Annotated in this window: 17 protein-coding genes; 8 read left to right on the plus strand and 9 right to left on the minus strand. The window is 37.5% G+C overall.

The features are described 5' to 3' along the window. Positions 1-7: 7 nt before the first annotated feature. On the minus strand, positions 8-313 hold the full coding sequence (locus tag V0410_RS07520) for a DUF4134 domain-containing protein (protein WP_330746956.1): 306 nt from the start codon (positions 311-313) through the stop codon (positions 8-10). Between the two features lie 187 nt (positions 314-500). On the opposite strand from V0410_RS07520, the gene V0410_RS07525 reads away from it, so the two are divergent. Next, the gene (locus tag V0410_RS07525) at positions 501-1,475 is read left to right on the plus strand and encodes a PDDEXK nuclease domain-containing protein (protein WP_330746957.1); all 975 of its coding nucleotides are present in this window, start codon (positions 501-503) and stop codon (positions 1,473-1,475) included. Between the two features lie 33 nt (positions 1,476-1,508). Here V0410_RS07525 and V0410_RS07530 read toward each other — a convergent pair whose 3' ends face one another. From V0410_RS07530 to V0410_RS07540, 3 genes are read right to left on the minus strand one after another with little or no spacing between them, the layout of a single operon-like run. Then, the gene (locus V0410_RS07530; protein ID WP_330746958.1) at positions 1,509-2,126 is read right to left on the minus strand and encodes a hypothetical protein; all 618 of its coding nucleotides are present in this window, start codon (positions 2,124-2,126) and stop codon (positions 1,509-1,511) included. Between the two features lie 11 nt (positions 2,127-2,137). Continuing rightward, positions 2,138-2,530, minus strand: a complete 393-nt coding sequence (locus V0410_RS07535) for a DUF3408 domain-containing protein (protein WP_330746959.1) — start codon at positions 2,528-2,530, stop codon at positions 2,138-2,140. A gap of 4 nt (positions 2,531-2,534) precedes the next feature. Continuing rightward, the gene (locus tag V0410_RS07540) at positions 2,535-3,302 is read right to left on the minus strand and encodes a ParA family protein (protein WP_330746960.1); all 768 of its coding nucleotides are present in this window, start codon (positions 3,300-3,302) and stop codon (positions 2,535-2,537) included. 634 nt (positions 3,303-3,936) lie between these two features. Here V0410_RS07540 and mobA point away from each other — a divergent pair. From mobA to mobC, 3 genes are all read left to right on the plus strand, one after another. Then, positions 3,937-4,371 carry a conjugal transfer protein MobA gene (mobA, locus tag V0410_RS07545; protein ID WP_330746961.1) on the plus strand — a complete coding sequence of 145 codons (435 nt, stop codon included), beginning with the start codon at positions 3,937-3,939 and terminating at the stop codon, positions 4,369-4,371. Then, positions 4,368-5,621: a conjugal transfer protein MobB gene (gene mobB, locus V0410_RS07550; protein WP_330746962.1), complete on the plus strand. Its 1,254-nt coding sequence runs from the start codon at positions 4,368-4,370 to the stop codon at positions 5,619-5,621. Before mobA ends, mobB begins: the two co-directional genes overlap by 4 nt. 123 nt (positions 5,622-5,744) lie before the next feature. Then, entirely contained in the window at positions 5,745-7,745 is a 2,001-nt protein-coding gene (gene mobC / locus V0410_RS07555; protein ID WP_330746963.1) for a conjugal transfer protein MobC, read from the plus strand. A gap of 51 nt (positions 7,746-7,796) precedes the next feature. Here the strand turns inward: mobC and V0410_RS07560 are convergent, their stop codons facing one another. Together V0410_RS07560 and V0410_RS07565 are read right to left on the minus strand one after the other, a co-directional pair. Continuing rightward, complete coding sequence (locus tag V0410_RS07560; protein WP_330746964.1) at positions 7,797-8,642, minus strand: RteC domain-containing protein; 846 nt, start codon at positions 8,640-8,642, stop codon at positions 7,797-7,799. A 46-nt stretch (positions 8,643-8,688) separates the two neighbouring features. Next, entirely contained in the window at positions 8,689-10,392 is a 1,704-nt protein-coding gene (locus V0410_RS07565; RefSeq protein WP_330746965.1) for a helix-turn-helix domain-containing protein, read from the minus strand. Between the two features lie 277 nt (positions 10,393-10,669). On the opposite strand from V0410_RS07565, the gene V0410_RS07570 reads away from it, so the two are divergent. Genes V0410_RS07570 through V0410_RS07585 form a run of 4 tightly spaced genes read left to right on the plus strand, consistent with a single transcriptional unit; the run spans position 10,670 to position 12,906 of the window. Then, complete coding sequence (locus V0410_RS07570; RefSeq protein ID WP_330746966.1) at positions 10,670-10,906, plus strand: hypothetical protein; 237 nt, start codon at positions 10,670-10,672, stop codon at positions 10,904-10,906. Positions 10,907-10,917: 11 nt separating this feature from the next. Further along, on the plus strand, positions 10,918-11,085 hold the full coding sequence (locus V0410_RS07575) for a hypothetical protein (protein ID WP_172625630.1): 168 nt from the start codon (positions 10,918-10,920) through the stop codon (positions 11,083-11,085). Between the two features lie 18 nt (positions 11,086-11,103). Beyond that, positions 11,104-12,624 carry a MauE/DoxX family redox-associated membrane protein gene (locus V0410_RS07580; protein WP_330746968.1) on the plus strand — a complete coding sequence of 507 codons (1,521 nt, stop codon included), beginning with the start codon at positions 11,104-11,106 and terminating at the stop codon, positions 12,622-12,624. A 12-nt stretch (positions 12,625-12,636) separates the two neighbouring features. Beyond that, a complete protein-coding gene (locus V0410_RS07585) occupies positions 12,637-12,906 on the plus strand; it encodes a DUF6520 family protein (RefSeq protein WP_076597476.1) in 270 nt (89 codons plus the stop codon). Positions 12,907-12,920: 14 nt separating this feature from the next. On the opposite strand, the gene V0410_RS07590 is transcribed toward V0410_RS07585, so the two are convergent. Genes V0410_RS07590 through V0410_RS07600 form a run of 3 tightly spaced genes read right to left on the minus strand, consistent with a single transcriptional unit; the run spans position 12,921 to position 19,774 of the window. Further along, complete coding sequence (locus tag V0410_RS07590) at positions 12,921-15,413, minus strand: alpha/beta hydrolase family protein (RefSeq protein WP_330746969.1); 2,493 nt, start codon at positions 15,411-15,413, stop codon at positions 12,921-12,923. Then, positions 15,400-16,773 (minus strand): RagB/SusD family nutrient uptake outer membrane protein, encoded by a 1,374-nt coding sequence (locus tag V0410_RS07595; protein ID WP_330746970.1) that lies wholly within the window; start codon positions 16,771-16,773, stop codon positions 15,400-15,402. The genes V0410_RS07590 and V0410_RS07595 overlap by 14 nt, the downstream gene beginning before the upstream one ends. Positions 16,774-16,783: 10 nt before the next feature. Continuing rightward, entirely contained in the window at positions 16,784-19,774 is a 2,991-nt protein-coding gene (locus tag V0410_RS07600) for a SusC/RagA family TonB-linked outer membrane protein (RefSeq protein ID WP_330746971.1), read from the minus strand. Between the last annotated feature and the right edge of the window lie 438 nt (positions 19,775-20,212).

Here is a 20,212-nt window from a genome sequence, read left to right on the forward strand (position 1 = left end):
CCGTCATTTAAAGGAAGAATGAGCGAAGAATTGTCGCTGCAACAATTAAGAAAATACACGCACCGAACCAGCTGGCAGCAGTTTTACTGGTATCAGGATCTCCGCTGCTGAACTTGTTATAGACTTTTACGCCTCCGATGAGTCCGACGACTGCACCGATGGCGTAAATTAATTGCGTAGCGGGTTCAAAATAAGAAGTGACCATCTGTGTGGCCTCATTGATTCCAGCTGAACCATTGCCTTGGCCGAATACCAAATTAATTGTTACGAATGTTAAAACAGCATACAGCAATTTTTTTCTTTGTTTTTTCATAATGAACAGATTTTTTGATTATGAAACCCGCACTTTACGGGCTTGATGACAAAGATGTCCGAGTCTAGGTACTCAGTAACAGGAATGGCATTGGATGGAATCTTTTGGCTGTTAAAGAACCGTGCGCCAGTCAGAATTCCTGTATAATTAATTGTAAATTTGTAAGTAATTTCAAAAAAGAGAAATCATGGATAAAAGGTTCACAGATATTATTGAGCTCATCAAACAGTCTCGTAACAATGCGATAAGAAAAGTCAATGAGGAACTCATCGATCTATACTGGAATATTGGTGAGTATATCAGCAAAAAGGTAGAGCTGAGTGAATGGGGACAATCTGTGGTTAAAGAACTTTCTCAGTTTATCCAGACTCATGAACCTGAACTAAAAGGTTTTTCGGATAAGAATCTTTGGAGAATGAAGCAGTTTTATGAGTCTTACAAGGAATTTCCAAAAATCTCAACACTGTTGAGAGAAATCAGCTGGTCTCATAATCTGTCCATATTCTCCAGATGTAAATCAATCGAGGAAAGGGAATTTTATATCAAGTTGACCAAACAGGAAAATTATAGCTTCCGGGAATTGGAGAGACAGATATCAAGCAGCCTTTTTGAAAGAACGATGATCGGAAATTCAAAACTCTCAACAGTGTTGAAAGAAACTAACGCTGATATAGTCAATACATTTAAAGACAGCTACGTATTTGACTTTTTAAATCTTCCTGAAACATTCAATGAAAATGATCTCCAAAAAGGTCTAATTGAGCAGATGAAAAATTTTATCCTGGAGTTAGGACGTGATTTTCTTTTTATCAGCGAAGAATATAAAGTACAGGTCGGCAATTCTGATTTTTATATCGATCTTTTATTCTTCCACAGAGGGCTGCAATGCCTTGTCGCTTTCGAACTGAAAGCAGATAAATTCAAACCCGAACATCTGGGTCAGCTTAACTTTTATCTGGAAGCGCTGGACAGGGATGTTAAACGTCAGAACGAAAATCCAAGCATCGGCGTACTGCTTTGTAAAGACAAAGACAGCGAAGTAGTAGAATATGCTCTGAGTAGAAGCCTTTCTCCGACAATGGTCTCTGAATACAAAACGCAGCTTCCAGACAAAAAGGTTCTGCAGAAAAAACTGCATGAATTGTTTGATAGCAGATCTTAGTTGAAATTTATTAATAGCAAAAGGGGAATTTGCCTAAACAAACTCCCCAATATCGAAACCTTCAACACCATCTTTGTAACTGGAAGATATGCCTTCAACATCATTCGAAATGCTCTGACTTAACAAATTTGAAACACGCTTCGAAGCCTCCCCCAACGAATTCTCCAAAAGATCAAAAAGCTCGGTTCCCTGAATTTTTTGAATTATAGCAACTGCTTGCTGCTCTAAATCAGGTTCCAGCATTTTCCGCTGTAACAGCTGACCCGCAGTACTCAATTCCTGAAAGGTAACCCCTGTAGCAAACCCGCTTTCGATATTAGAGTCCTCATATTTCCAATCTTCATTCTCCTGCTCCAACTCATCGTTTCTGACTAAAATATCATCGAGATTTTTAGCCCAGGCAACATTGTCATATTCGTCTTCGGTTTCTGATTCAAAATTATCCTGTGCTGTTAAATTAGATTCATCTTGTCTCGCATTGGATTCGATTGGCGATGCTTGTCTTTCTCTTTGTTTTGTATCACCCATAATAGATGGTAAATTCTTAGTTTTAGTAACATTATCTTTTCCACGGATATTGATTGAATTTTTTTTGTCTACAAGAACTAAAACAAGAATGACTAATAAGCCGATGATGATCATTTGTTCCATAAGATGATAGATTAAAAGATGGGACGGTATTTTTTATTGAAATCATCAGTAATTTCCTTTTCAAACATTTCGAAATGATACGCCAGTATATTATCCAGATAAGCATACAGAGAAATCTGATCATCTGCGATGATTTGAATAATGCGTGAGAGGCGTTCGTGATATTCAGGACGGATATAGATACTTTTATCACCTCGCTTAGTCATTGTATGATGAGTAAGAAACTGCTCCATATAGCTTATATCTGAAAATTTCTTAGTCTTCAACTTATTTTTCGTTACAGCTTTCTCCTTTTGGGGATCTGCATTTTGTACAGCAACTTCTTTCTTCGGACTTCCTGCCATAATGGACATCAGATATTGTTCATCGATACCGCTCTCTTTATTGTTATTATCCTGTTCCATACTTTTACAGTTTTACAATTCTTAAAAATTCTTCTACAAATTGATCCAGCCTGCATTGAGCTAACAATTTAGGATCTGCAGGCAGTAAAGTCGATCGGAAAACAGTCTTTGTAATAGCCTCCCCTTCCTTTCTAAATCTTTTACTGTCTGTAATGCTTGTTTCCATAAGTGGCAATCCTAAATCTGAAATCACTTTACTGTAGTTCTTGTAGAGCAACGTCCGTTCTCTTCCATCCACCTGATTCCAGAAAAGATTTACAGCCCGGATTCCAGTTTGAGTTTCTTTCATCAACACATTGGTTAGAACATCGGTGAAACTTAACGTACTTTCAAGCACAACACGATCCGCAGTAATAGGAGAAAAAATATAATGGACTTTTGTCAAAGTTTTTAAAATACCGGCGGTATTCACAGTTCCCGGTAGATCTAAAAATATAATATCAGGAATTGTTTCAGATCCATTAACATAAGCATCTATATCCTCTAAAACTTGGTCGGCTTTACTCTGAAAAATGGGATACGCTTTTTTATTAATACTCGTAAATTGTTTGTGAGCCATCTTTTTTAAAATCTCATTCTGCATCACCGTTTTTAAATCCCGCTGTCTCATCTGGAGTAAACTGTATTGCGGAAAGTCACAATCAAAGACAGCAACCTGATAACCCATCCGATAATGAAGAATACTTGCGATAAGTGTTGTAAATGTGCTTTTTCCCACTCCCCCTTTTTGAGTGGAAAATGCAATAATGTTAGGTTGTTTTTTTGTTTTCATTTTGCTTAATTTTGGTTATACATAATTGTGAAGAAAGACTGATCGACAGCCCCTGGGCAATACATATATCAGGTTCCCCGTACTCCTTTCAGTACTATCGGCCGGAATTACTGAAAGCTTTATTGATTTCAATCAGTTCTCATTGAATGCCATTCATCCTGCAATACTGAAAAATTGCTTTCCGGAAGACTATCTTTCACAGAGACTATCTTGACGGCTGGAATTCCGGAAGGCTGGCATGCTGGATTTCCACTATTCAGGATTTCTATCAGATCTGCAGTCAGGAAATCCCGCCCTCAATCTGATACAAATAAATAGTATTTCTTTTTTAAAACATTTCTAATGGTCGTTTTTGGCTTTAAGTGACTGTATTTGACTTTCTTTCTAATGTTGTCCCTACAAATGATTGTGGTTTACTTTGTTTCAGAAGACTAAGGAGGTCCTGGGAAATTGAACTTTATGAACGCGATCAGTATAACATCGCCTTTATTACTGGAATTTCCTTTCACCCGAAAGGAGCAAGTTATGTTTTGAGTGCCTCATAACTTTTTTCGTGCCTCAAAACAACTTGCCCTGGCTGGGGCTTTAAAAACCACTCCAAAGTCGTGATTTTACTAATATTAAATTAAATGCTATGGATGCAAATAAAAAAAGCAAAGGCGGGCGTAAGCCCAAGATGAATCCAAGTAAAAACAGGTATGTATTTAGACTTACGGATGAGGAAAATATAAAGTTTTTAAATTTATATGAGGACTCAGGAATGAACAGCAAAGCGAAATTTATTACAACAATTTTGTTTCAGAAAGAATTAAAAATTGTAAAAGTGGATATTTCAACAATAGATTATCATAGTCAACTCTCTAAATTCTTCTACCAATTCCAGTCGATTGGAAACAATTATAATCAGATAGTAAAAATTTTATACCAAAACTTTACTGAGAAAAAAGCTTCTTTCTATCTCTTTAAACTGGAAAATCATACCAGAGAACTAGCTTTAATTTGTAAGCAGGTTATAGAACTCACCAAAGAATTTGAACAAAACCATATTCAAAAAATTTCCGAAAAATGATCGCTAAAATTGGAAAAGGTGAAAACCTATGGGGTGCTCTTACCTACAATCAACAGAAGGTGGACAACGAAAAAGGAACGGTTTTATTTACTAATAAGATTCCTGATTTGTGGGATCGACCTTATTCAGTTAAATTTTTTCATCAGTACTTTGAACCCTACTTGATTGCCAATAACAAAACTGAAAAACCGGTAAGACATTTCTCACTTAATCCTGATCCTGAAGATAAGGTTAATGACGAAGATTATCGGGAAATGGCTCAGCAATATATGCAGGAAATGGGTTATGGCAACCAACCCTATGTCGTTTTTAAACATACGGATATTGACAGGACTCACATTCATATTGTGACCACCTGTGTCCAGATCGATGGGAAGAAAATATCAGATCGATATGATCACCCGCGATCAATGGAAGCCTGCAGGAAATTGGAAAAAAAATACAACCTGAAAGTTGCTGGTGAGAATAGAAATTTAAATCAAAACTCTATTTTTAAACCTGTAGATTATACTAAAGGAAATATCAAAACACAATTATCCTCGATACTACGACATATAGCTCAAACCTACAACTTTCCAAGCATAGGTGCTTATAATGCTTTACTCTCTCAATTCAATATCTCCGTTGAAGAAATCAGCGGAGAGCTTCATGGTAAAATGAGAAAAGGAATGGTCTATTTTGCTACAGATAAAAATGGGAAAAAAGTAAGCAGCCCTTTTAAATCATCCCTTTTTGGTAGGCATGCAGGAGTAGAAAATATTCAGGTGCTTATTGAGAAGTCAAAAGTGAAAATGAAAAATGATCCTTCAAAATTCATTCTTAAAACAACTATTGAAACAGCAATGAGTACCAGCAGAACTGAAACTGCGTTTAAAAAGCAACTGCTTGAACAGGGGATCGCTACGGTCATACGAAAGAATGATGATGAAAGAATCTACGGAATTACATTCATAGACCATAACTCCAGATCTGTTTGGAATGGTTCACAGCTAAGTAGAGAGCTTTCAGCTAACGCATTCCAAAAACTATGGAATGAGGTAGAAACAAAGCCTGAAACCAGTTCATATTATAGTTCTAATAATGATATATCGCTTGAAAAATCTTCAGAACATTTCTTTAGCAATAACAGCTACGCACTATTTGACGGATTTTTTAGCGGTTTATTGTCTTCAGGTCCTCATGAGGATCAGGAGGAACAAATTTTTGAATCACAAATGAAAAAGAGACCAAGAAAAAGAAGAAAAAAATAATATTCTTTTGATAAACTATCTATATAATTATACTCCCAGAGCCATAGTCAGCCAATTGATGCTAGAAACGCCATATTCATTTTTGAGAATGCATAATCAGTTATTTATGCTTCTAAAATTGATATGCAGGGTGAAGACGATTTAAGAGGACTTGCCAAAATCATGGCATTTATGCGAGCGGTCAGTATTATGATGGTACTAATGCATCTGTACTGGTTTTGTTATGGATTTTTTGCACAGCAGCAATGGACACTGGAACTTATCAATAAGGTTCTTTATAATTTTAATAAGACCGCAAGCCTTTTTTCTCAGCCTATTTATTCTAAGCTGTTCGCAATAGTTTTACTGACTTTAAGTTGTCTGGGTACAAAAGGTGTAAAAAATGAGAAAATCACTTGGAAAAAAATTAGTATTGTTTTTTCTATTGGTTTTGTCTTATTCTTTCTAAACGCAATCCTTTTACAATTTGCCAGCAGCTTTACTCCTGTACTTTATATTCTATCTACCGGTTCCGGTTACATCTTCCTGATGCAGGCAGGAATCTGGATAGGCCGTTTACTCAAAACAAACTTAATGACCGATGTTTTTAACAATGAGAATGAAAGCTTTCAGCAGGAAACCCGATTACTCTATAATGAATACTCCGTTAACCTTCCTACACAATTCTATTATCATGGGAAGTGGCATCAGGGATGGATTAATGTGGTGAATCCTTTTCGTGCCACAATTGTCTTAGGAACTCCAGGCTCAGGAAAATCCTATGCTGTTGTCAACAACTATATAAGGCAACATATTGAAAAAGGATTTTCCATATATATCTATGATTTTAAATTCGATGATTTGTCTACTATTGCTTACAACCATCTTCTCAATCATTCTGATGCTTATACCGTGAAGCCGAAATTCTACATCATCAACTTTGACGACCCAAGAAAAAGTCATCGATGCAATCCCCTAAATCCCGATTTTATGACAGATATATCGGATGCATACGAAGCTGCCTACACCATTATGTTAAACCTTAACAGAAGCTGGATACAAAAACAGGGCGATTTCTTTGTTGAGAGCCCTATCATACTGCTAGCTGCCATCATATGGTTTCTTAAGATGTATAAGAACGGCAAATACTGCACTTTTCCACATGCTATTGAACTGCTTAACAAAAAATATGAAGAGGTATTTACGATATTAACCTCTTATTCTGAGTTAGAGAACTACCTATCTCCTTTTATGGATGCATGGCAAGGGGGTGCCCAGGATCAATTGCAAGGACAAATCGCTTCCGCAAAGATTCCTTTGTCAAGAATGATCTCACCGCAATTATACTGGGTAATGACCGGAGACGATTTTTCTTTGGACATCAATAACCCCAATGAGCCTAAAATTCTTTGTGTCGGAAATAATCCTGATCGTCAGAACATTTATTCTGCTGCTCTTGGGCTATACAATTCAAGAATTGTTAAGTTAATTAATAAAAAAGGGCAATTGAAGAGTTCAGTGATTATTGATGAGTTGCCTACCATTTATTTTAGAGGACTGGATAATTTAATTGCTACCGCAAGAAGTAATAGAGTTTCCGTATGTCTCGGATTCCAGGATTTTTCTCAATTGACAAGAGACTATGGAGATAAGGAAAGTAAAGTCATTCAGAATACGGTCGGCAATATTTTCAGCGGTCAGGTGGTTGGGGAAACAGCCAAAACCTTATCTGAACGTTTTGGAAAAATACTGCAAAAAAGACAGAGTATATCTATCAATAGGAATGATACGTCCACCTCTATTTCTACTCAATTGGACAGTTTGATTCCTGCTTCGAAGATCTCTACCCTGACCCAGGGATTTTTTGTCGGTGCTGTATCTGATAACTTTAATGAAAGGATTCAGCAGAAGATTTTTCATTCCGAGATTATTGTAGACAGTGTTAAGCTTTCTGAAGAAATGAAAAGCTTTCAGCAGATACCACCGATTCGGTCCTTTATTGATGAGGACGGCAATGATTCTATGACCAGGCAGATTCAGGATAATTACAGAGAAATTAAGTCAGATATTCTCAATATCATCACAGATGAAATGGATCGGATAAAAACCGATCCTGGTTTGCAGCATTTATTGAAATCGGATTAAAGAATGAAACCTCAAATACCATACGATTTGAGGTTTCTATTTTTTTTTATGTTACTCAGCATCACTGGTTAAAAAATATTGATTCAAATTATCACTCACCAATTGAAGGAATTTGGTTGGCCCCTGTTTTCGGTTACGGATTTCAAAAATGGTTTTATGAAAGTTACCTAAATCGCAATCCAATGATTTTTCTGTAAATTTTATCACTTCGCTTAACTCTATATTACCACCGTTAAAACAACGCATCTGGTAGAGCGCATAGATAAGCTCTATAAGTCCGACCTTTGATCCCGACCAGCTCAAAGGAGAAAATACTTTTGTGGTAAAGGTATCATTCGAATTTCCGATTTGCTTCTTTAAATACTGATCGAATTGCTCATTGGAAATAAATCTGGCGATCATATGATCGTGGGAAGTTGTAAAACTCGTATCATAATTATAAAAACCGGATGATAGTTTCATTTTTAGGTCGTAGGAATTACGAACAAATATTTTATGATCAAGATAGGTTGCTTCCCGTTTATAGTAACTGTAAAATTCAGAATGCTCTAAATAAAAGTCTTTCAATTTTTCCTGTTCTGCTTCATAATATTTTTTTAAGGTCTTATTTCCGGCAACCGGTTTATGAGATTCAATATCCAGTACTGCAGAATAATAAATAAATTTTGAGATAAACTGTGGTTTAAGTTTTTTAAAAAACAATACTTCTTCAGCAATATGATCAAAATGATGGTTGGAAACCAGAAGTTTTAATTTCCTAATCGACTCATCAATAATAAGTAATGCCTTTTCTGAAATTTTGATCAGATCATTTCCGTCAGCATTGACTTCGTTAATCTTTAGGTCCAGATCCTCCAATAACTTCGAAGTTCTTTTAAAAATAGTTTTTGTTACCATGTCCTTTTTTAAGGAATTTACAAAAATTACCTAAAGCACGACTTAATCAACTAATACCCAGCTCCTTTTTCCGATTCTTTATATAATCAGTAGGTCTGATCCCATTGATATCAAAGAACAGATTTGAAAAGTTCTGGCGTGCCGCTATACCGCATTCATCAGCCAGAGCCTCGATAGTATAATTTAAATATTTACTGTTGGTATTAAGTAGGTTAGTGATATAATTGATTCTCAGTTCAGCCATGTATTTATTAAAATTCATCCCTTTTTGTTCATTGATGTAAACCGAAAGATAGTGGGAATTGGTTCCCAGCTTTAAAGCAATACTTTTCTGCGTAATTCCTTTCTTTTTGAAATGTTGCTCCTGCTCGAACTTCTGAAGTTTTTCTTTTATTTCTAAGGCCATTTCCGGGGTAAGAGAAGTCTTTCTTACAGGCAGTTCTATCATTTCTTCTCTTAAAATATCATTCATATTATATTTTCCTTCAGCAATTCTCTTTTGAAGAAGCTGATATTGTTTTTTTATCTTTTGATCTCTTCGATACCGGACTACAAAAAAACCAAGAACTACACTTCCTGAAGCAATCAGTATCTGAGCCAATATTATTTTTTTAGTACTGGATCTCTCGATTTCTTCTTTTGCATCCATCAGTGTACGTCGGTCAAAATCTTTATGAAGTTTCAAAGATAAATAAGGAAAGTCTTTACTGATTAAACTGTCAGCTTTTAAAAGCTGATTGGTATAGTACAGTTGCTTTTCGACGTCCTTATCTTTATAATGATCCATAAGATAGTGATAACTCTTATAGACCTCTGGAAGTATAAAATCATGTTTATTGAAAATAGAGTCTATTTTGTTATAACATCCTACAGCCCTATTTATATTATCCTGTGCTTCATACGTTTTACCCAGATAATAATATACTACAGAAGCCCAGGCGAAATCATTTCTCTTTAGAATATTGGGTAAAGATTTTTGCAAGTGATCCTGAGCACCAACATAATCTTTATGATGAAATCTGGAAATTCCGATGCATTTTAGGAAATAGCTTTTTTCAAGCACAAAATCATTATTATTGGCAGTTAGCCGATAACCTAAATTGCTTAAACTATCACTCTTGGCAAAATGATGCAGATATCTGTTGAGGACAGTCAATTGATGTAAGCAGTTGAGATACGCCTTCTCATAGTTAAACTGTTCATTTTCATGATGGTTTTCATTCAGCTTTGACCTGTAAAATGAAGTACATTCAAGAAAATGCTTCATAGCGTCATCATAATAGCCCAAATGACTTTTTACAATTCCTAAATGGTAAAGGACTTTATACCTATGGTACTCATCTTTTGAGCCTTTTGAATGCGTATATGCTTTAATGTATTCATTTAAAGCCAGCTTAAATTTTTTTTGATAAAAATAATAGATGATTCCCTTGCTTAAATATTCTTTACTGATGTCATCTTGGCTTCCATGGCGCAAACTGACAGTAAGTGCGCTGTCAGCATACTTCATCTTGTTTTTATAATCAAACTGTCTTGCATCTCTATACCCTTGAATCAGCTTTGGAAAATTATTTTCGCTTTTTGCTTTCTCAATGTACAGTTTTACATAAGGCATTGCATGAATGTCATCTATTGCCATTTTTTCATAATGCTTTCTAATTTCACTGAAAGTTTTTTCCTCCTTCTTTTGTGAAAATAAAAATTGTGAAAAAACAGGAAATAAGATGAGAAAGCAATAAAACTTTTTCATAGACTGATATTTAGAACCTCACCATCTCAAAAATAAACATTTATGTTTTAAATAAATCAAATTTCAATGAATTAAATAACAGAAACATAAAAACCCTGTAAAACATGCAAATACAGCCACTTAAACTCTGATACCCGCATGTAGTAATTTTAAAATTGAGACGTAACAATTTTAAAATAGAGCCATATAACAGTTTTTTTTAGCTCATAAGCCGGATAATTTTGACATCAGAATTCTAATATAATCCGGCCGGGATAACCCAATTAAAATTATCAAAATGAAAAAGTTTATCCCATTTTTAAGCATAATCATCGCAGCAGTTTGTCTACAAAGCTGCACCCATCGAGATGAAGATATGATTTCAAATAGTGAATATATTGAAAGATCAGAGCCCATAATAAATGGCGTAGTAATGAAACAGGATTCTGCTAAATCCATAGAAGTCATTGAAGATCCTGGAACAAAAGATCCTCCTGTCAGAGACGGTGATAATTGGCGGCTTATTCAGGATTAAAAACAAAAAATATGATTCCCCATATCTCCATATCAGTTGTTACAGGCTTACCATGTCCAAAGAGTGGCATCTGGGAAAGTATGGGGAATTTCAAAACAACTGTGACCCTCTTTAAGGGTGAACCGATGCCTGAATATTGCGGATGGAAAATCAAATGGAGACTGGTTCAAATCTGTTAAACATAATGACAACAAAGCATGAAAAATTTTTCCAACATATTCCCTACTATTGTAAGTTACTTTTTTATTGTATTATTGGTGTACGCGAGTGTAAGTAAACTTTTTGAATTTGAAAGATTTCAGATTCAATTAGCACAATCACCACTTCTCAGCGCTTATGCAGGTTTTGTTTCTTACGGCGTCATTATGATAGAATGGATTGCTTCCATCTTACTGTTGGTTCCCATCTGCAGACGATCAGGCTTATATCTCTCACTTTTTTTAATGTCAGCATTTACAACCTATATTTTCATCATTCTCAACTATAGTGACTTTGTTCCCTGTTCCTGTGGAGGAATTCTCGAAAAACTGGGCTGGACTGAACATTTAGCTTTTAATGTAATATGTGTATTACTTATAATTATTGCCTTATTCTTAATGGAAAAAAAGATTCCTGTCCAGAAATCAAAAACTACTATAACGGTATCAACATCAATCATACTGAGCATTATTTTAATCATTGGTATGTTTCTTTCTTCGGAGCATGTAATTAAAAAAGAAAATAATTTTACAAGGCGGTTTATCAAGCACCCTGTCATCGAGCATCAATCAGTACGTTTGGAGAATAGTTTCTATTATTTTGCTGGGTTTGATGATCATAACATTTATCTGTCTAACCAGAAATATCCGCAACAGCTCCTCACAATGGACTCTTCAATGCACCAAAAAACGATTACCTCTGCCCGAATAGAAACAGATCATCCTTATAAAAATATCAGGCAAATAGTATCTGACAATCATTTCTATATTTATGACGGGTCGGTACCTATCTTATTTAAAGGTAAACTTGGGACCAAATCTACTATAAGAATAAGTTACAAAGATGCTTATTTTAATGATCTCAAGGTCATTGACTCTTCCCGTTTTGCCATTAGGACACAGATACGTCCAAGCAATCACCTGGTTCTGGGATTACTTGATATTGACAGTCCTGAGAAATTACAATTAAAAACAACTGTTTTAAAGAAACAGACCGATGGTCTGTTTGACGTCGACGGAAGCATGGCCTACGAATCGCATACGAAAAAACTATTATATACATATACTTACAGAAATCAGGCAATTGTCATGAACAGCAGTATGCAGGTGCAAAAATTTCTAAAAACTATTGATACCGTAAAAACTGTCCAGATTAAAACAACAAAACTTTCTGACGGCACTTACAAGATGAAAGCACCAGCACTAAAGGTCAATATCAGATCCGTGGTGTACAAAAATTTACTTTTCGTTCAATCCAACCTGATGGGCAGACACGAATCGAGAAAAGCCTGGAAAAAATCAGATGTATTGGATGTCTACGACATTGATTCCCAAAGCTATGTAGGCAGCATCTATATTTTCAAGAAAGATGATCATACACTCAATGATATCATTGTAACCGAAAAATATCTATACACCATCCATAATAATGAACTCACCCAATATAAAATGACAAAAGCATTATCTCAATATATTAAATCGGGGAAGCCGAAAACCGATCAACAGAGTAGGCAGCACTAAATATTTCATTCTATGAAAAAAATCCTTTTCCCTGCTTTACTAGTGGTACTAGGAACAGGAACAGCATTTGCCACTAAGATGGCAAATCAGACAAACAAAGCTATTGTACCGGGATACGTTATGGTTCCGGATGGTAATGGAAATTTCACTTGTGAGCAAGCAGGTAAAAACTGTAGTGACATTCCGACAGGACCGATCTGTGAACTATCAGACGGCACCCAGCTGAAAGAACAGGTCTCAGAAACTTTCTGCGATAATGTTCTCAGAGAAATTCCACAGTAAAAAAAGAGGATGCCTTACAGGGCATCCTTTTTCATTTCTTTATCAATCCAGGGAATATCTTTTTTATCTTTCAAAAAGTAATCCCACCATTCCAGGATTCTTAAATGCAGATCTATGCTCTCCACACTGTTTTTTGCCAGGTCATGATCCTGATTTTTATAATACAGTACCACCGCCTTTTTTTGATTTCGCAGCAAACCCGTATACAATTCTTCGGTATGAGTATAAGGGACATTTCCATCTTTCAGTCCTGTCCACAGAAGGATCGGCTTATTAGCTTTCTCTACATTGGCAATAGGGCTGTTATCATAGTAAAGCATTTTATTCTTAGAAAACGGCACCTTCATATCAAACTGCCCATTTTCAAAGCGGGGGTAATTGGGAAGCTTTCTTTCCTGACTGAAGGAAAAATAAAATTTAACAAGATCGGTAACGGCTGCTCCAGATATATAGGCCGCAAAACGATGGGAATGGGTCGCTATAAAACTGGTGCCGAACCCGCCAAAGGAATGCCCCATCAGTCCTACTCTATTGCTGTCAATATTGGCATATCCTTTTAGGACATCCAATCCTGAATGCACACAATCCAATGCAGCGAACCCAGGTCCCCGGCTATCCAAAACCACATCGGGAAGAAAAACAAAATAGCCATTATCAATGAGTGACCGGATATTAATTCCTATTCCCGAAAAATAAGGATAGGGATATACCGATGCACTTTTATTCTGAACTTCATAGATCGACAAAATCAGGGGATATTTCTTTCGGGCATCAAAGTTAAGTGGATAATACAATACACCTTTGATTTGTACTCCCAAACTATTCTTGTATGAAAGTGTTTCCTGCCTGGCCATAGTGATCTCATGATCATGCCTATTGCTTTGATACACTTCTTTCTTATGACCGCTATGATATTGATAAATTGCCTGAGGGCTGTTAAAATTCTCTTCCAGACTGAAAACCGCCTGGCTCAGGAGATTTATTTTGAAATCACTTACCCTATTTTTAGTAGACGGAAGAAGTACTTTTATTTTATTCTGAAACCATTGAGCATATGATGTTTCATTGTTGTTTTGATCATACTGCTCAAGGATAATAGGCTTCCTGGCATTAATGCTGCGGATTCTAAAATCTGCGCCTAACGTGCCATAGATCACATCTTCTTTGACATTGAGAATAGCAATTTTTTTATTCGCTGTTAAGGGCAGTTGTTCCAGATTTTTCGTCCGTACATTAAGCCTGTATATTCCACTCTCGCTCTCAAAAAAAACATAATGATTGTCATCGCTAAAAGTTGGCCTCCCAATATGAGGGTTTTCAATCGTCATTTTTCCGGATAGTAAAGTATTATACAGAATCCATCGCTTTTCTTCTTCACTGAATCCCACTATATATTTACCCTGTCGGCTAACTACAAGGTTGGAGATCTGAGAGAGTATCTTTTTTGAAGTTTTACTATAGCGGTCATACAAATAAATGTCAAACCAAGAAACAGAACTGACGTAGGCATTCCTTTCCTTTCTGTCAAAGCTCAGAAAATATCGTTCATGATCCATAGCAGCCACAAACGCAAAACCAGTATCTACCTTTTGAGACTGCTCTGACTTTACATCATACACCCAATACTCATGATACTGCTCTCCCATTCTATAAAGCCATAAATCGGGATCGGTACCATATTTTACTTCCGGCTGGGCGGTAGGAGCAGGTTTTGGCCGGCTCTTAAAATCCAGAAAAAAAGCAAGTCCGTTTTTGATCTCACGAACCTCAATATAATCAGACTTAATAAAACCATTGCCAACTCTTGAAACTTTGAGTGATTTGGTATCGATTATTACAAGCTGTAATCCATCAGAAGATTTCTCCTGCTCTGTAACTGCCAGAAATTTCTGCGAGGGTGAGAGCATGATTTTTTTTATATTCTGTTCAGAGGTATAGACTTTATAAAATTCTTTGGATTGCAAAGACCAAACCGATGAGAGATTGCTTCGGTTAACTATTACATATAATTTATCCTGTTTATTACTAGCCAACTGTGTCACATCAGAAACTGAGGCAACAAGTTTGTTATTGCTGTCAAATACTTCCAGAAAACGGCTCTTGTACCAAACAGCATAATATCCCGGAGCAGGCAGTATTTCTATTTTGCTAACTTCCTTAAAATCTATCGTATCTCCGTTTCGAAGATTGATAAGTTGTGCCTTGCCATTACCCAGCCAGAAAAAATGATTATCCTTCAAAAAGTAGCTTTCGGAAACTCCAGTCAAAACAGCTTTGACAGATTGCTGTTTGTCCGCAGTGGCAATAATGGTGGTATCTGTATTTTTCTTGTAAATCTTTGAAAAGGAAACCCATCGGTTATCATCTGATACTTTTAAATGAGCAATAGTATAGAATGCAGCATATCTCTGTTGTATAGAATCAATATTATATTGTCCCAAAAGCCTTTGGCTGCATATACAGATAATCATTATGCATAACAGCGCTTTGATTCTAATAGCCTTCATTTTGAGGTTTTAAATTGGGATTTAACAAAATATCCTGCTGGGGAATTGGCCATAGTTTATGAAAAGACTTCCAGTTAGGCTTTCCCTGTATAGATGTATCCAGCTTTCCGACTCTTTTTAAATCGAAGAAACGATGTCCCATTTCTGTAAAAAACTCTCGCCGGTTTTCCCGTATGATCTCACTGAGTGCTTCTTCTTTTGATAAAGGCAAAGCTAATGGTGCTATTGCTGCCCTCTGTCTGGTTTTATTGAGGTAAAAAAGGGCTTCATCTATTTTATTTTGCTGTACCAAAGTCTCGGCTAAAAGAAGATATACTTCTTCCAGCCGGGCAATAATTGAATACTCCGTTGTATTGGCTGTCCTGTTTTTATATTTCTCAGCTCTGTACCAGGTTGTTCCGTTAAATGTTACCGGTGCCATCCAGTATTGTTTTCTGAGATCTGTGGGATAAAATGCATTGACAAGGCCAGTACTGAGAGCGGTCATCGAAGGTGCTGAGTTGTTAAAATAATAGATTCCGGACTCTTTGGTGCCGTCACCAGAATTTTTAGGTTTCAACTGCCAGAGAATATGCGAACCGGATTTGTTAAAGACCTTGGTAATATCATTCTGAAACTGGTACAGCGGACTTTGAATAATGCCCTTTAACAGTAATTCAGCCTCTACCCATCTTCCCTCCAGCAGATAGACTTTCGCCAATAGCAGTTCAGCCATTTTACGGTTAGGAAAAATCCTCTCCGTATTTCTGTAGCTGTCCTGAAGCAGGCTGATGGATTCTTTAAGATCTTCACTCAGCTGTATAAGCACCTGTACCTTATCACTTTTTGAAATCGACTGATTAACCTGATAATCGGTAGTAGTCGGATAAGGAATATCTCCATATACCTGCTGAAGGTATAACAGAAGCATGGATCTGACCATTAATGCCTCTCCTTTTATTCGGTTGCGGTCTGCCTGGGAAATAGACTTTGACTTTTCAATGCCTTCCAGTATGGCATTGGCCACATAGATCTGCTTATATGAAGTTGACCAGTCTGTATAAATACTGCCATTGGAATCGTTCTGAAGGTTTTGGGATATCTCCGGTAGTCCATTGTTTGCCGTAGTGGAATAAAAATCCAAATCATCAGCGTAAAGCCCTAATAGTCTGCCCGATTGATCTCCTGCAAACGGTGAGTTGTCGCGCAGTCCAGAATATAATCCAGCCAGAGCAGCATCCGCCGTCTGTACATCTACAAATACCTGATCTGAAGCAATCTGATTGGAAGGCAGTTCTACTTCGATCAGTTTTTCACAGGAACTCATATTGTTTAGTATTAAAAATCCTGTTATGATATAGAATTGTTTATAAAGTTTCATTGTACTGGTTTTAAAAGTTAATCTGCATGCCGAAAGAATACGTTTTTAGAGGCGGCAGAAATCCTAAAGATGAAAACTCCGGATCCAGCCCGAAATACTTGGTCCAGGTATAGAGGTTCTGGCCCTGAAAATAGATCTTAGCTTCTCTGATGAGCTTCCCCTGCAGAGGAATCCGATAGCTGAGCTGAATATTTTTCAACCGGATGAATGACCCATCGGACACGGTGGCATCACTCATCTGAAATAAACTGTGCAGTGGTGATGCGGTAGCATGATACGGCATATACAATCCATTCGGATTATCAGGTGACCAGACATTCAGGGCCTCTACCGGAAGATTCCGCATCAGTCCGGGGGAAGACATCTGATAATTAAAATTGCGGCTCTGCTGTTTGACAAACTGGACAAGAAGTGACAGCGACCAGTTTTTATAGCTGAACTTATTGCTCCAACCCCCGAAAAACTCTACGCCTATATTTTTAATAATCTGCCTGTCATCAGGGGAACTGATCCTGCCGTCGCCATTGTAATCCGAAAAGATATACTGACCGTTCTGAGGATTGATACCTTCCAGATGATACAATTTTATAATATTAACGGACTGCCCTATGGCATATGAGTTGGCATAGGTTGATCCTTCCAGCCCCGGAAACGACAGAAGTTTATTCTTCGGAATGCTCAGATTGGCAGATGTTTCCCATTTAAAAGCTCCGGTAAACGGACGCCCTGCGATCTCAAATTCCCAACCCGTATTTTGAATGGTGGCATCCAGATTGGCCAGCACTGAAGTAAACCCTGTTACCGATGGAAGCTGATAACCTACCAGCTGGTTCGATGAACGGTTGCGGTAATGGGATGCCGTAACATGAAATCTGTCCTTAAAGAATCCCATTTCGAGTGCGGCTTCTAATTTGACGGTTTTCTCCCAGCTGAAATTAGGATTGAAAAGTTTGGAAGGAACCAGTCCTGTTACATTATTATATCCTAAGGTAGAAGTGATAAACGTATCGTTATACTGGTAGTTCCCAATATTATCAGTTCCGGATGAGCCATAACTTCCTCTCAGCTTTCCAAAGGAGAGCCAGGACAGTTCTTTCATAAAGTTTTCGTTGGAGAACAGCCAGGCCGCTCCCACCGCCCCGAAGTTCGCAAACTTACGGTTGGTTCCAAAACGGCTGCTTCCGTCTCTTCTGCCCGTAATATTAATGATATAGCGATGGTCAAACTGATAATTAAGTCTTCCGAAGACGGCTGTATACTTATATTCTGTTTTGGTCTGGTCCGAGATCAGTTTTGTGGTAGCTGCGGCAATATTTTCAATAAATGCATTACTGGTAAAACCATATCCCTGTATGGCACCCTGAGTATTCAGATCGCTCTGATAGGTACCTCCGGCCAGGACATCCACCTGATGGCTACCTTTTTTAAAGCTCCAGTTCAATTGCGGTTCCAAAGTGTAGGACATTCTGCTTTTATTGCTTTGTAACGCCCTGGAATTGGCAGGGCCTATACCCAATGATGGGTTATAGGTCGTACTGGGCTGCAATGACAGTTCATCAAAGGTCTGGTAACTGATTCCTCCATTGAGTCTGACCTGTACATTTTTCATAAGTTCGTAATCCGCCGTGAAATTATTCATGAACTGAATATTGTTGTTGGAATAGGTACTGTTATAGGCAGCCAAAGGATTATCAAAGGTATTGTTCTGCCAGTTGATATTCCCTTGTGAATCATACAGAGCCGGAGCGTTAGGTGCGAGAAATAAAGCACTGCCGGTATTGTCAAGGCTGATTACATTATGTTCCAGCTTGGAAAAAAGTGTTGACATGGTAAAGTTCAGCCGGTTGTCTAATGAGCGGTGTGACAGGTTACCCAGTAAGGTATTGGTTTTATACCTGAAATCTTTGGCAAATACTGTAGTCTGCTCATTGTGTCCGTAACTTACCAGAAAAGAGGTCTTTTCCCCGCCACCCGATAAAGACAGTTGGACATTGGAAGTTACCGATGTATTACCGAGAAGTGTTTTGAACCAATCCGTATAACGGGACTGGTCCCATGTTCCGTTGATATCATACGCAGTGGCCGGATATACGGTAATTCCATCATTCGCATAAGCCTGTCTGCGCATTCCCAGATATTGCTCCGTATTCATCATGGTAAGATTGGAAAGGCTGTTGCTTAGTGCATACGAAGTATTAACGGAAAATCCTAAAGAACCCTTCTTCGCCCGTTTAGTGGTCACGAGTACCACTCCGTTGGCTCCTCTTGAACCGTAGATCGCGGTCGCATCTGCATCTTTTAAAACCTCAATGCTTTCAATATCATTGGGGCTGATATTGCTTAAAGGATTCAGGTTGGCATCTGACAAAATATTGGCACCATAAGTAGCAGTCATTCCGCTTCCCACGGGGACACCATCCACTATATATAAAGGCTGGCTGCCATCGACTTCACTGTTGGCATAAGTTCTCAGGCTGTTACGTCCCCGGATTTGGATGCTGTAGCCACCTCCCGGAACTCCTGAATTCTGGGTGATATTTACCCCTGCCATTCTTCCCTGTACGGTTGATAAGACATTGGAGACAGGCTGGTTTTCTATATCTTTTGCTGAAACTTTGGCGATACTACCGGTTCTTTCTTTGTCTTTAACCTTGTAGTAGCCAGCGTTGAGAATAACTTCTTCGATTCCCTTTACTTTTTGTTCTAAGCTGATATTAACGACCGTCTGATTAGTGACTGTGAATTTTTCTTCAGCATAATCAGGGTGTCTGAACAATAGGATGGTATTTTCTGCTGAAACCTGTAAAGTATAGGTTCCGTTGTTGCCGGTCTTCGTTACCTGATCACTGCCCTCTTGGGAGATTATAACTCCCTGTAAAGGTTTGCCTGATGAGGTTACGGTACCGGAAATGTTGCGTGTCTGGGCTTTTACAGTAATGCTTACAGTTGTAAACATGAGCCCAAAGAAAATGCCTCCTATATTGTAATAGGAATTTTTCATAGATTTGTAAAGGTTTTTAATTTAATTAATTACTGAATTATGCTCTTTCCCGTAAGTGTCCAAACTGCATGGGAAGGGGCTTTTTTCTTTCTTCTGATTTTTAAGTTGAGTAGTTTTTTGATTCATTTTTAAATAAAGACTTTCCTGATGCCCTTTGGTGTGAAAAAGGACTGGTGAGGTTCTGTAAGCAGTGACCTTTAGTGCACCGGAAAGAATTTAATATGAATGAAATCTGTGTTCCCGTGAAAGCTTTTTAAAGCCGCAATAGGTTGTACCCTCCTATTGTATCGTGTAGTCTGATACTATGTTTAGGAAGCGGGCTTAGATTTTAACGTAAAGATAAAGCGTACTGCATTGAAAAAAAACGGCATGGGTACTCTACATTATCCAATTCGGGGTACTGGTATACCTTGTATACAGATAAGAGAGCCCACGCCT

Source organism: Chryseobacterium sp. CP-77, assembly GCF_036362765.1.
Taxonomy (GTDB): Bacteria; Bacteroidota; Bacteroidia; order Flavobacteriales; family Weeksellaceae; genus Chryseobacterium; species Chryseobacterium cupriresistens.

Bases quoted from the DNA above. Each gene is read 5' to 3' on its own strand.
- V0410_RS07520 (WP_330746956.1), bottom strand. From the start codon at position 313: ATGAAAAAACAAAGAAAAAAATTGCTGTATGCTGTTTTAACATTCGTA.
- V0410_RS07525 (WP_330746957.1), top strand. From the start codon at position 501: ATGGATAAAAGGTTCACAGATATTATTGAGCTCATCAAACAGTCTCGT.
- V0410_RS07530 (WP_330746958.1), bottom strand. From the start codon at position 2,126: ATGGAACAAATGATCATCATCGGCTTATTAGTCATTCTTGTTTTAGTT.
- V0410_RS07535 (WP_330746959.1), bottom strand. From the start codon at position 2,530: ATGGAACAGGATAATAACAATAAAGAGAGCGGTATCGATGAACAATAT.
- V0410_RS07540 (WP_330746960.1), bottom strand. From the start codon at position 3,302: ATGAAAACAAAAAAACAACCTAACATTATTGCATTTTCCACTCAAAAA.
- mobA (WP_330746961.1), top strand. From the start codon at position 3,937: ATGGATGCAAATAAAAAAAGCAAAGGCGGGCGTAAGCCCAAGATGAAT.
- mobB (WP_330746962.1), top strand. From the start codon at position 4,368: ATGATCGCTAAAATTGGAAAAGGTGAAAACCTATGGGGTGCTCTTACC.
- mobC (WP_330746963.1), top strand. From the start codon at position 5,745: ATGCAGGGTGAAGACGATTTAAGAGGACTTGCCAAAATCATGGCATTT.
- V0410_RS07560 (WP_330746964.1), bottom strand. From the start codon at position 8,642: ATGGTAACAAAAACTATTTTTAAAAGAACTTCGAAGTTATTGGAGGAT.
- V0410_RS07565 (WP_330746965.1), bottom strand. From the start codon at position 10,392: ATGAAAAAGTTTTATTGCTTTCTCATCTTATTTCCTGTTTTTTCACAA.
- V0410_RS07570 (WP_330746966.1), top strand. From the start codon at position 10,670: ATGAAAAAGTTTATCCCATTTTTAAGCATAATCATCGCAGCAGTTTGT.
- V0410_RS07575 (WP_172625630.1), top strand. From the start codon at position 10,918: ATGATTCCCCATATCTCCATATCAGTTGTTACAGGCTTACCATGTCCA.
- V0410_RS07580 (WP_330746968.1), top strand. From the start codon at position 11,104: ATGAAAAATTTTTCCAACATATTCCCTACTATTGTAAGTTACTTTTTT.
- V0410_RS07585 (WP_076597476.1), top strand. From the start codon at position 12,637: ATGAAAAAAATCCTTTTCCCTGCTTTACTAGTGGTACTAGGAACAGGA.
- V0410_RS07590 (WP_330746969.1), bottom strand. From the start codon at position 15,413: ATGAAGGCTATTAGAATCAAAGCGCTGTTATGCATAATGATTATCTGT.
- V0410_RS07595 (WP_330746970.1), bottom strand. From the start codon at position 16,773: ATGAAACTTTATAAACAATTCTATATCATAACAGGATTTTTAATACTA.
- V0410_RS07600 (WP_330746971.1), bottom strand. From the start codon at position 19,774: ATGAAAAATTCCTATTACAATATAGGAGGCATTTTCTTTGGGCTCATG.